Raw genomic sequence first — 11,265 nt, 5'->3', positions numbered from 1 at the left:
ATGACATCAGAAAGCAGTAATAAATACCAAAAAAGGGAACTATGGGGTTCCCTTTTTTATTTCCATTTCTAATCAATCAAATGATCATGAAAGAGTTTTGGGATGAGCGATATGCCGCTGATGAATACGTTTACGGGAAAGAAGCTAATCTATTTTTACAATCGAAATTAGTTGGGATAAAGCCTGGTAAGGCTCTTTTTGCGGCAGAAGGAGAAGGACGAAATGCCGTCTTTGCAGCAACTCTTGGCTGGAATGTGACGGCTTTTGACATCAGCTCATCCGCTAAAATTAAAGCAGATAAACTGGCTGAGGAAAAAGAAGTTTCCATTGATTATCGAGTTGGGCTCCTTGATCAACAAGGTTTCAAGGAGAACTCTTTTGATCTGATCGTTTTGATTTTTGCACATTTTCCGGCCTCTCTTCGCACATCTATTCATCAATCATTGAAAAAACTCCTGAAACCTGGGGGGCAAATTATCCTCGAGGCTTTTTCCAAGGAACATTTGGATTACAATTCCAAAAATCCGAAATCAGGAGGGCCCAAAGATGCCAGCATGTTATTTTCAAAAGAAGAGTTGGAAGAGGATTTTGGGGACTTAGACTGGTTGTTTTTTGAAAAAAAGGTGCTTGAGATCAAGGAAGGAGAGTTTCATGACGGATTGTCCTCCGTGATACGATTGGTAGCTCGGCTATAGTTTTCTTCAATTTTCTTGATTTTTTAAACTAATTATCTAAATTGAAAAGAATTTTTTTGGATGCTATGGAAAAGAAAACATGTCTTAATTGTGGAGCGCCTATTCAGGGTAGGGCCGATAAGAAGTTCTGCGACGATCAGTGTAGGAATAATTACAACTACAAGCAGTACGCAGACAATAGCAATTTTATGCGTCGGATAAACCATCGACTAAAGAAAAACCGAAATATTCTCGAGTCTTTGATTCCTTCCGGAGAGGATATGTACAAAACTCCAAAGGATAGATTGATGCGTGAAGGATTCGATTTTGTCTATTTCACTCACACCTATGAAACCAAAAAGGGATCGGTCTATCACTTTTGCTATGATTATGGATACCTAGCCCTGGAAGGGGATTGGTATTTGATTGTGAGGCGAAAGGAAAGTTAGTTTTTGGTCTTCTTCAAAAAATCCACCGTAGCTGCAATGAGTCTTCCGTGCCCGACTGGCAAACTGTGCTGTCTTAAATGAGGTACTTTGGATGAAAATCGGGCTAGGTTCTGCTCCGTAACCATCCGATCGTATTTTCCAATGAAAAGGTCAACCGGGGTTTTATTCTTCCGGAGTTGGCGAATAATTTTTCCCAAATGCAATTGAATGCCACCAAAGACCTTCCAAGTGAAATAGACTTGAGCCCGTTTGGAGCTAGTTTCCATCTGAGTCTGTACAAATTTGACAATGCTGCTTTCGAGCAAACCCGCTGAATTTAATCCATTCATAAATCCAAAGAAAAGCTTGGGCTTGAATACAACTCCTTTGAAAACTCCGTGAAAAGATCCCGGATAGCTACTGATGCTATACCAAAGACCGGTTTTAATGCCGTCCGGAGCGAGTAGGGTAAGACTATTGATTTTTTTATCAAAAAGTTCATAAGTCAACAAGACAAATTTCCCTCCCATACTGTATCCAATCAGGTGAAATTCATGAAAACCCTCCTTCTTCATCAAATGCTCAATATAAAACTTCCAGGTGTTTTTGGTCAAAGGTGTCGCAGAATCAAACCATTGGCTTTTGCCATGATAAAAAATATCAACGAGGATATACTTCGACCCATTTTTGCGAAGCTCTAAAAATTTAGCCATATCCTCTTGGGTTTGTCCAAATCCATGAAATAGGATAAAAGTATTGTCGCCTTCTCCATAGGTGAGGTAGGAAAGCTTTCCAAGTTTGGTTTCGATAGATCGAGTCATGGATTAAAACTTTAATATTTTATTCAAACTACAAATTTTTATAGATGAACGTGATTGATTGTACAAAATTATATATCAAAAATATGCAAAAATGTTCGTGAACGAACAGTTTGGAAAAAGAATATTGATAAATACCCAAATATAATTTTAGAAAAAACTAGGGAAACTTTGAACTTTCCTATCGTTTCCATAGTTTCGCAACCTGAATACCAATAGAGATGCATGAGATGCGAGAGAAGATATTAGATGCAGCGGTAGATGAATTTTCTAGATTCGGAGTTCGAAGTGTCACAATGGATGATATTGCCAGACACTTGGGAATTTCGAAAAAGACGCTGTATCAGGAGTTTTCGGACAAGAAGGAACTGGTTAAATCTGCCTTTGAACGGATTTTGAGTGAGGATCAGTGCAAGCTAGACGAGATTATGAATAGTTCCGATGATCAGGTTATCGAGACTCTTGTAAGTATTTCTCGCATGATGAGGCATCGCTTGCAGTCTATCAACCCCATCACGATTCATGAAGTTCAAAAGTATTTTCCGGAAGCTTGGTCTGTTTTTGCAAGACATAAGGAAGAAGTCATATTACATGAATTGACCGAAATCATTGAGCGCGGGAAAAAATTGGGCTATTTCCGACCTGAAATAGAGGCCCCCATCTTAGCACGTATTCGAGTAGATCAAATCACCAATGCTATGGATCCATCCAACTTTCAGGATAAGGAATACGATATCGTGAAAGTTCAGCTCGAGATGATGGACCATTTCCTGCATGGAATCTTCACAGAAAAAGGACGAGAAGCCTATAAAATCCAACAAGAAAAATCTGTTTCAACCCCAGAAAAATGAGAATACCAGCTATTATTTTCTTTTTATTGTTCAGTTTATTTTACAAAGTAGAAGCTCAGGAAATAGTCGAATTGACTCTAGAAGAGGCGCTTCAGTACACTTTGGAGAATAATGTGAATGTAAAAAATGCTCAATTAGAAACACTGATTTCTAAGGCAACAATCAAGGAAACTACCGCCTCGGGACTACCTCAGATCAATGGAAACTTTGATTTGAATTATAATCCCGCCATTCCGGTCGTATTTCTTCCCAATGAACCACCGTTTGGGGATCCCAATATTCCTTCCGATGTCATTCCTGCGAGATTTGGGGTTAGTTACCAATCTAATCTTGGAGCAAATCTCCGACAAATGATTTTCGACGGTTCATTTTTTGTCGGACTTCGAGCAGCTAGAACCTACAAGCAACTGACCGATCTAGATCTGATCAAGACCGAGAATGATGCCATAGAGGCAGTGAAGAAAGCTTATTTTGGAGTTTTGGTCAATCTCGAAAGGATTCGGCTTGCAGAAGCAAATCTGGCTCGGATCGATACTTTACTTTCGGAAACTCAGGCATTGAATCAAGCTGGTTTTGCAGAAAAGATCGATGTATCCCGTATTCAAGTACAGCGAAATAATACCTACTCTCAGGTAGAAAGAGCCAGGACCTCATTAGAAGTAAGTGAGCAAATTCTAAAACTTCAGATTGGACTTCCTATGGAGTATGGTCTTCGGCCTACTGAGACGTTGGCTGAGCTCAATCCCATTGAGGAATTAAATGCTCTCTTGATCGATGAAGGGGTAGAACGAATAGAAGTGGCCCAGCTAAATACAAATATTGAATTGATCGGTTTGGACCTGAAGAATAATCAGGCTCAATATATGCCGACTATCGATTTTGTGGCAAATGCACAGCGTGCTGGTGCAGGAAATACTTTCAATACGGTTTTTGACAAACAGAATTGGTTTGGAAGCTCTTTACTAGGTGTTAGTATGCAGATTCCGATTTTTGATGGTTTGCTTAAAAGTGCCCGAATTCAGAAAAACCGAATTCAAATTCAGCAATTGGAGAACCAACGAAGTTTCTTGAGAGAAAGCATAAAAAATGAGGTTTTCTCAGCGAAATCCACTTTAGAAAATGACCTGCTAATCCTGACGGTTCAAAGGGAAAATTTGGAATTAGCCCGTGAAGTATATGACATAGCTAAAATCAAGTATCAAGAAGGGGTCGGGTCAAACCTTGAAGTAGTAGATGCCGATGCAGCGCTTGTTGAGGCAGAATTCAATTATTTATCAGCGCTCTATGACGGTTTGATCGCAAAAGTAGATTTAGAAAAAGCATTAGGAATCCTTAAAAATGACATCATCAACTAAACCAACTCCCAGTTTTGGGACTCAACTCCGTAAAATTAATATGAAAGCGATATACAAATTTTTATTTCTGGGTCTAACTGCCGTGGTTTTATACAGCTGCGGAGCAGAACAATCTGAACTTGAAACAAAAAAGGCTGAATTAGAAAGCTTACAACAAGAAGCTTCCTCTATTCAGACCAAAATCCTTCAATTGGAATCTGAGATCGCAAGCTTGGATCCTGAATTTGCCTCTCAAAACAAAAAGTCTGTTTTGATTACAACTGCGAGTGCTCAGCGAGCTAATTTCGAGCACTTCGTAGAGGTGACAGGTTCTGTGCTGTCAAAAAAGAATGTGGTCATCTCAGCTGAAACAGGAGGAAGAATATTAGAAATTCCTGCCATTGAAGGAATGAGAGTAGAGCGAGGATCTGTTCTTGCCAGAGTAGATTCAGAGTCGATTCAGCGGAATATTGATGAATTGGAGACCTCCTTGGAGCTTGCTACTATGCTTTTTGAAAAGCAAAAAAGACTTTGGGACCAGGAAATCGGTACGGAAGTTCAGTATTTGGAAGCAAAGAATCGGAAAGAAGGCTTGGAGAGAAACTTAGCCTCGCTAAAGACTCAATTGGATAAGACTATCATCAGAGCGCCATTTACTGGTACTATTGAATCTGTAGACGTGAGACTTGGTGAATTGGTGCAGCCCGGTATGCCAATGTTCCAGTTTGTGGGTGAGAGTGATCTTTTCATCGAAGCTGACGTGTCTGAGGCCTATGTCGGTGTACTCAGCAAAGGAGACAGCGTTCAGATTTCTTTCCCTTCTATCGGTGAAAGTCTGAAGACAAAAGTGAGTTCGGTAGGGGCAATTATCAATCCCAATAACCGAACCTTCAAGGTAGAGGTGTTTCTTCCCAATATGAAAATGGTGAAGCCCAACATGCTGACCGTCATGAAAATCAAAGACTATGAGAATGATGATTCAGTGATTGTTCCTAATCATTTGATTCTTAGCGACAATAAAGGTGACTATGTGTATATCGTTCAGGACGGTGTAGCAAAGAAAACCTATGTCAAGCGTGGTAAAACATTTAACGACAATGCAGAGATTTTAGAGGGTCTTCAAGGAAATGAGACCTTGGTAGACAAGGGTTTCAGAGAAGTAGGAGATAATTTCAACGTAAACATTGCACAAGGTTAAATCATGTCAGATCAACAAAAATTGAAAACCACTCGGGAATTTGGACTATCCAGTCTCAGTGTCGACAATTCCACCTCGGTGGTGATTTTGACACTGATTATCACCGTGCTTGGCCTGAGTGCTTATCGCACGATGCCTAAGGAAAGTTTTCCAGAGATAGTTATTCCAACGGTTTATGTGGGTACTCCTTATCCGGGTAATTCGCCTGTGGATATGGAAAACCTGATCACCCGACCTATCGAAAAGGAACTGAAGTCCCTCAATGATGTAAAGGATATCAAATCCACCTCGGTACAGGATTTTTCTTCCATTGTTATTGAGTTCAATCCTGGGATTGAAATATCAAAGGCCATCCAAGACGTAAAGGATGCGGTAGATAAGGCAAAAAGTGAGTTGCCAACTGACCTCGATCAGGATCCAAATGTGGTGGAGGTGAATACCTCGGACTTTCCAATCATGAATGTCAATATCTCTGGAGATTATTCAGAGACTGAGCTCAAGAAATTTGGTGAATACCTGGAAGACGAAATCGAGAAGTTACCAGAGATTTCCAAAGCAGATCTCGCTGGTACGGTAGAGCGTGAGATTCAAATCAACGCAGACCCCTACAAAATGGAAGCAACCGGGGTGACTTTCAATGATATTTCCGGTGCGGTGCAGTCTGAAAACGTGACTGTTTCAGGAGGAAATATCCGTTCAGGAGACTTTACCCGTACGCTGCGTGTTGATGGAGAGTTTTCAGATCCTCAGGACTTGCTAAACATCATTGTCAAAACAGACAATCAAAAGATCGTTTACCTTCGGGATGTAGCAAAAGTGGAAGACACTTACAAAGAGCGCTCTTCTTACGCTCGTAGCAAGAATCTCCCGGTAGTAACTATCAATGTGACCAAGCGATCAGGTGAAAACCTGCTCAATGCAGCTGATAAAATCAAGGTAATTATCGATGACGCAAAGGCTAATCGATTCCCACAAGACCTGGAAATTACCATCACCAATGATCAATCCAAGCAGACACGACTTCAAGTAAGTGATTTGGAAAACTCCATCATCTTTGGGGTGATTCTGGTAGTCTTGGTTTTGATGTTTTTCCTAGGCTTTAGAAACGCCTTGTTTGTGGGTGTGGCTATACCGCTTTCTATGTTTATCTCCTTTTTGGTGCTAAACTCATTCGGAATTACGCTGAACCTCATGGTGCTTTTCTCCTTGATTCTTGCCCTAGGTATGCTAGTGGATAATGGAATCGTTGTTGTAGAAAATATCTACCGACTGATGTCTGAGGGAAAAAATCCAATTCGTGCAGCGAAAGAAGGAGTAGGAGAGGTTGCTTGGCCAATTATTACCTCAACAGCCACTACCTTGGCGGCCTTTTTGCCTTTGGCGTTTTGGGATGATATCGTCGGTGAGTTTATGAAATACTTGCCCATCACGCTGATTATCGTTTTATCCTCCTCACTATTTGTTGCCTTAGTGATTAACCCTGTGTTGACCTCCTTGTACATGAAGGTGGAGGATATCAACGTGGTGAAGAAAAAGCAAAAGCCCATCATCGTTGCAGGTATCTTTTTGGTATTGTCCGTTATTTTCTACCTCTTGGGTTGGACGGCCTTTGGGTCATTGGCGCTTGTAGCGAGTTTATTGACCATCTTTAATGTGTTTGTACTTCGAAAAGCTATCAGGTGGTTTCAGACAGTCTTTTTGGTCAATTTGGAGAATGCTTACGAGAAGACGCTCAAGTTTGCTCTTAAAGGATGGAACCCTTATTTCTTCTTTGCTGGAGTAAACCTATTGTTGATTCTTTCGCTAGCTCTTTTATTTGTAAGATCTCCGAAAATTCTATTTTTCCCTGACAATCAGCCTCAATTGGTCAATGTCTTCGTGGAATTCCCAATCGGAACGGATATCGAAGCCACCGATGAATTTGTAGATCGAATGGAAGATGAAGTCTATCAGGCTTTGAATGAATTTCATCCAATTATCGAATCTTTCATCACTCAAGTAGGTGAGGGTACAGGAGACCCTACCGAAGGACCAAGTAATGAGACTACCCCACACAAGGCGAAAATCACCATTGGTTTTGTGGATTATATCGATCGTCAAGGGGTGAATACCAATAGAGCCATGGAAGTGATCAGGGATCTAGTGGAACAGTATCCTGGTGTGCTCATTACAGTCGATAAGCAGCGAAATGGACCTCCTGTAGGAAAGGCAGTAAATATTGAATTCATCGGGGAAAACTATGAGCAATTAATTGACTACGTTGGTAAAGCCAAAGATTACCTTGAAGATCAGAATATTCCCGGATTAGAGGAATTGAAAACTGACCTTTCTCTCGGTAGTCCTGAGGTAATCTTGGATATTGATCGAGAAAAAGCCCGAAGATTTGGTCTTTCCACATCCTCCATCGCTACGGAACTCAGAACAGCACTATTTGGACTAGAGGTTTCGAAATATAAAGAAGGAGAGGATGACTATCCGATCCAACTGCGATTGATGGATGACTATCGGTATGACATCAATACACTTGTCAATAAGAAGATTGGCTTCCGAGATAAATTTGGGACAAAGAGAGAGGTTCCGATCTCGGCAGTAGCCGACATTCAATATGGCTCAACTTATGGATCTGTCAAGCGTAAGGATTTGGAGAAAGTCATTACCATGTATTCCAACGTACTGGATGGCTACAATCCTACCGAGATCAATCAAAAGATCAAGACCTTGATGGCTAGCTATGAAGTACCGGATCGTATTCAGGTCAAATTCACAGGTGAGCAGGAAGAACAAGCCAAATCGCAGGAATTCTTGACACGCGCATTGGGAATTGCAGTTTCACTGATCTTCCTAATCATTGTGGCTCAATTCAATTCCGTGACTACTCCATTTATCATTATGGCTTCGGTAGTTTTGAGTACGATTGGCGTATTCCTGGGTCTTGTGATTTTCAATATGGACTTCGTGGTAATCATGACGGGTATCGGAATCATTTCCCTAGCTGGTGTGGTGGTAAATAATGCCATCGTATTGATTGATTATACCAATCTGGTCAGAGAGCGAAGAAGGGAAGAACTAGGTGTCGACAAAGGAGCATTCTTGAGCTATGAAGACTTAATTGGAAGTATTGTAGAATCAGGTAAAACCCGTCTTCGCCCAGTGCTTTTGACCGCGATCACAACTGTACTTGGATTGATTCCTTTGGCTATTGGGATGAACATTAATTTCGGAAGTCTTTTGAGTTCCTTTGATCCACAGTTCTACATCGGAGGAGACAATGCAGATTTCTGGGGTCCAATGGCCTGGACAGTAATATTTGGCCTAACCTTCGCGACTTTCCTTACGTTAGTAATTGTACCAGTTATGTACTTGCTGGCTGACAAGCTAAATATGGCTATACGCAAGGTAAAGGCATGATTGATTTAAGGTTGGTGGTTTTTTTATGACAAAACCCCCGAGGACAATGTCCCGGGGGTTTTTACTTTTTGAGAAAAATTGAAAGTTTTTTCGAGTTAAACTCTGGATTTAACATTTTTTAAAAAGGAAGGTCTGCTTCCTCTTTTTCGGCTTCTGAGGGTTGATTTTTACCGCCACCTAGGAACATAAAGTCATGGACAACGATCTCTGTCTGATAGCGCTTTACCCCATCTTTGTCAGTGTAGCTTCTGTTGGTGATTTTACCTTCGACTGCAAGTTCGGATCCCTTGGAAGTGTATTTAGCAATGATCTCAGCTGACTTGCCCCAAATGACCAAATTGTGCCAGGTGGTTTCAGTGACCTTTTCTCCTTGTTGGTTTTTGTAAGTCTCGTTGGTAGCCAAGCTTACCTTTCCCAATACTTTTCCAGACTCAAGAGTCTTTACTTCTACATTGTCACCTAGGCGACCGATCAATTGTACTTTGTTTCTTAGCGTGTTCATGATTACGTGTGTTTTGGTTAGAAATTTTGTTTTGTGGTTTTCGCTAGAGGAAAACTTGATGATCCAAAGTTGCAATGAGGGCGCTTTATTACTCGGTAAGCAGTCGTTTGTATCCGTTTGTATCCGATAGTAGTCGTTTGCTGTCGGATAATGTGCCTCTGTAGCTATTTGAAGCGCTTTTTTTCAAAAAGGGTTATTAATAAAAAATATGGCTTATTAATCGGTTAATTGATTTGGAAGTCCATTTTGAATAAATAATTCTAGCGGGTTTTGACTTTTTGCATTCAAAATAAAAACCGAAATAGATTGAATTAGCGGGTTGGGAAAGGTAATTTTGAAACAAAAATTTATGCGGAAAATACTATCCATTTCCTTTCTCTTTTTTCTGATCATAGGGAAGGTTTTTTCTCAAGAAAGTACCAAAAATTATGTGATCTTGATTTCCTTGGATGGGTTTCGTTATGATTATGTTGAGCGATTTAAGCCGGAAAATTTAAGTAAGTTTATTTCAGAAGGAACAGCTGCAGAAGCAATGATTCCATCCTTTCCAACCAAAACTTTTCCAAATCACTACACCATCGCTACCGGACTTAAACCGGAGCATCATGGTATCGTGGACAACAATTTTTGGCACCCCGAAAAAGAACAGCGTTACTCTATTTCTAATCGAGAGGTAGTGACCGATGGGACTTGGTATGGAGGGACGCCACTTTGGGTTCTAGCTGAGCAAAATGAAATGACTGCCGCGAGTTACTTTTTTGTAGGGAGTGAGGCAGATATTCAAGGCGTGAGGCCATCTTACTATTATGACTATGATGGAAGAGTGCCCAATCTTCAGCGTATATCGAAAGTTTTCGAATGGCTTCAGCTTCCAGAGGACGAGCGACCTCAGTTGATTACCATGTACTTTTCGGATATGGATGATACCGGGCATCGATACGGCCCGGATAATGATGAGCAATTGGGAAATACTTTGAAAAGGCTGGACCGGGAACTTGGGGCCCTATTTGAAGGATTGAAAAGTTTGGATTTACCAATTCACGTCGTTTTGGTTTCCGACCATGGAATGCAGGCTGTTCCAAAGGAAAAGCTCATCAATCTAGATCCCTTGGTAGAAGACATCAATGCACGAGTGGTCAACTCAGGAGCTTTGGTTCATTTGCACTTGGAAGACCTGTCGGAAAAGAAAAAAGTCATCCAGACTATCGAAGCACGTGGAGAGCACATTCATGTAGTGGATGTGGAGGATCGAGAGTACTATCAGGATTTAAGCTTGCATCGTGACCTACTTGGTGATTTATTGATTATTCCTGATTTGGGATACTATTTGACTGATGATCGCGGAATTTTTCGGTACCAGAATCGTTCAGCAAGTATGAAGACCGATGTTTTTGGAGAGCATGGATATAGCCCTGATTACAAGTCTATGCATGGGATTTTCTATGCAAAAGGGCCTCAAATTAAGGAGGGCTTGGTAATTGAGCCTTTCGAAAACGTTCATGTTTATCCATTGATATGTAAAATTTTGGGTCTTCCTATTCCATCAAATATTGATGGAAAACTTGAGGTACTTCAACCCGTACTTAAAGATTGATGGAGCTTCGAAAGGAAATAGAAAGTCGGAAGGATGTAGATTTTTTGGTTCGTAGATTCTACGAAAAAGTGCGGAAGCATGAGCATTTAGGACCGGTTTTCAATCATGTGGTCTCTGATTGGGATCATCATCTAGTTCATCTGAGCGATTTCTGGGAAATGATTCTTTTGAATACAGGTCCGGGCAAAGGAAAATTCAATCCTGCCCAAGTTCACCGGGAAGTGGATGCAAAGGTAGATTATCAGGTTGATCAAGTTCATTTTGGGAATTGGCTGGAATTGTGGTTTCAGACTATTGACCGCTATTTTATTGGAGAACATGCCAACTATGCCAAGGAACATGCCCGAAGGATGGCGCATATGCTTTTTATGCGTATTTGGGAAGCTAGACCCCGCTAGACTTTTTCATACTAAAACCTTGAAAACCAAGTGTTTTTTCCTAGATTAATTGAACTTTAA

General features: G+C 40.8%; 10 protein-coding genes. 8 read left to right on the top strand and 2 right to left on the bottom strand.

All coding sequences use genetic code 11. From position 1 onward, the window contains the following. Positions 1 to 86 precede the first annotated feature (86 nt). Together G457_RS0111730 and G457_RS0111725 are read left to right on the top strand one after the other, a co-directional pair. Positions 87 to 695, top strand: coding sequence for a class I SAM-dependent methyltransferase (locus tag G457_RS0111730; protein ID WP_026946656.1), 609 nt, complete (start codon positions 87 to 89; stop codon positions 693 to 695). A gap of 65 nt (positions 696 to 760) precedes the next feature. Further along, a complete protein-coding gene (locus tag G457_RS0111725; protein ID WP_026946655.1) occupies positions 761 to 1,123 on the top strand; it encodes a DUF2116 family Zn-ribbon domain-containing protein in 363 nt (120 codons plus the stop codon). Here G457_RS0111725 and G457_RS0111720 read toward each other — a convergent pair. Next, positions 1,120 to 1,923, bottom strand: a complete 804-nt coding sequence (locus G457_RS0111720; RefSeq protein ID WP_026946654.1) for an alpha/beta fold hydrolase — start codon at positions 1,921 to 1,923, stop codon at positions 1,120 to 1,122. The two genes, G457_RS0111725 and G457_RS0111720, sit on opposite strands and share 4 nt — an antisense overlap. Before the next feature lie 227 nt (positions 1,924 to 2,150). On the opposite strand from G457_RS0111720, the gene G457_RS0111715 reads away from it, so the two are divergent. Genes G457_RS0111715 through G457_RS0111700 form a run of 4 tightly spaced genes read left to right on the top strand, consistent with a single transcriptional unit; the run spans position 2,151 to position 8,711 of the window. Further along, entirely contained in the window at positions 2,151 to 2,771 is a 621-nt protein-coding gene (locus tag G457_RS0111715; protein WP_051260811.1) for a TetR/AcrR family transcriptional regulator, read from the top strand. Next, positions 2,768 to 4,126: a TolC family protein gene (locus tag G457_RS21390; protein WP_035483714.1), complete on the top strand. Its 1,359-nt coding sequence runs from the start codon at positions 2,768 to 2,770 to the stop codon at positions 4,124 to 4,126. The genes G457_RS0111715 and G457_RS21390 overlap by 4 nt, the downstream gene beginning before the upstream one ends. A 40-nt stretch (positions 4,127 to 4,166) precedes the next feature. Continuing rightward, complete coding sequence (locus G457_RS0111705; protein ID WP_026946652.1) at positions 4,167 to 5,303, top strand: efflux RND transporter periplasmic adaptor subunit; 1,137 nt, start codon at positions 4,167 to 4,169, stop codon at positions 5,301 to 5,303. 3 nt (positions 5,304 to 5,306) lie between these two features. Then, a complete protein-coding gene (locus tag G457_RS0111700) occupies positions 5,307 to 8,711 on the top strand; it encodes an efflux RND transporter permease subunit (protein ID WP_026946651.1) in 3,405 nt (1,134 codons plus the stop codon). A 118-nt stretch (positions 8,712 to 8,829) separates the two neighbouring features. Here G457_RS0111700 and G457_RS21385 read toward each other — a convergent pair whose 3' ends face one another. Beyond that, positions 8,830 to 9,213 carry a single-stranded DNA-binding protein gene (locus G457_RS21385; RefSeq protein ID WP_035483712.1) on the bottom strand — a complete coding sequence of 128 codons (384 nt, stop codon included), beginning with the start codon at positions 9,211 to 9,213 and terminating at the stop codon, positions 8,830 to 8,832. Between the two features lie 349 nt (positions 9,214 to 9,562). On the opposite strand from G457_RS21385, the gene G457_RS0111685 reads away from it, so the two are divergent. Both G457_RS0111685 and G457_RS0111680 read left to right on the top strand, forming a co-directional pair. Then, the gene (locus tag G457_RS0111685; RefSeq protein WP_026946650.1) at positions 9,563 to 10,807 is read left to right on the top strand and encodes an alkaline phosphatase family protein; all 1,245 of its coding nucleotides are present in this window, start codon (positions 9,563 to 9,565) and stop codon (positions 10,805 to 10,807) included. Continuing rightward, positions 10,807 to 11,205 carry a group III truncated hemoglobin gene (locus G457_RS0111680; protein WP_026946649.1) on the top strand — a complete coding sequence of 133 codons (399 nt, stop codon included), beginning with the start codon at positions 10,807 to 10,809 and terminating at the stop codon, positions 11,203 to 11,205. The genes G457_RS0111685 and G457_RS0111680 overlap by 1 nt, the downstream gene beginning before the upstream one ends. Positions 11,206 to 11,265: the final 60 nt, after the last annotated feature.

The sequence above is a fragment of the Algoriphagus marincola DSM 16067 genome, assembly GCF_000429405.1.
Classification (GTDB): Bacteria; Bacteroidota; Bacteroidia; order Cytophagales; family Cyclobacteriaceae; genus Algoriphagus; species Algoriphagus marincola.
The sequence above is the reverse complement of the archived record's forward strand: the minus strand, read 5'-3'. Positions and strand labels throughout refer to the sequence as shown.

Excerpts from the sequence above, each read along its gene's own strand:
- G457_RS0111730 (WP_026946656.1), top strand. The coding sequence starts at position 87 with ATGAAAGAGTTTTGGGATGAGCGATATGCCGCTGATGAATACGTTTAC.
- G457_RS0111725 (WP_026946655.1), top strand. The coding sequence starts at position 761 with ATGGAAAAGAAAACATGTCTTAATTGTGGAGCGCCTATTCAGGGTAGG.
- G457_RS0111720 (WP_026946654.1), bottom strand. The coding sequence starts at position 1,923 with ATGACTCGATCTATCGAAACCAAACTTGGAAAGCTTTCCTACCTCACC.
- G457_RS0111715 (WP_051260811.1), top strand. The coding sequence starts at position 2,151 with ATGCGAGAGAAGATATTAGATGCAGCGGTAGATGAATTTTCTAGATTC.
- G457_RS21390 (WP_035483714.1), top strand. The coding sequence starts at position 2,768 with ATGAGAATACCAGCTATTATTTTCTTTTTATTGTTCAGTTTATTTTAC.
- G457_RS0111705 (WP_026946652.1), top strand. The coding sequence starts at position 4,167 with ATGAAAGCGATATACAAATTTTTATTTCTGGGTCTAACTGCCGTGGTT.
- G457_RS0111700 (WP_026946651.1), top strand. The coding sequence starts at position 5,307 with ATGTCAGATCAACAAAAATTGAAAACCACTCGGGAATTTGGACTATCC.
- G457_RS21385 (WP_035483712.1), bottom strand. The coding sequence starts at position 9,213 with ATGAACACGCTAAGAAACAAAGTACAATTGATCGGTCGCCTAGGTGAC.
- G457_RS0111685 (WP_026946650.1), top strand. The coding sequence starts at position 9,563 with ATGCGGAAAATACTATCCATTTCCTTTCTCTTTTTTCTGATCATAGGG.
- G457_RS0111680 (WP_026946649.1), top strand. The coding sequence starts at position 10,807 with ATGGAGCTTCGAAAGGAAATAGAAAGTCGGAAGGATGTAGATTTTTTG.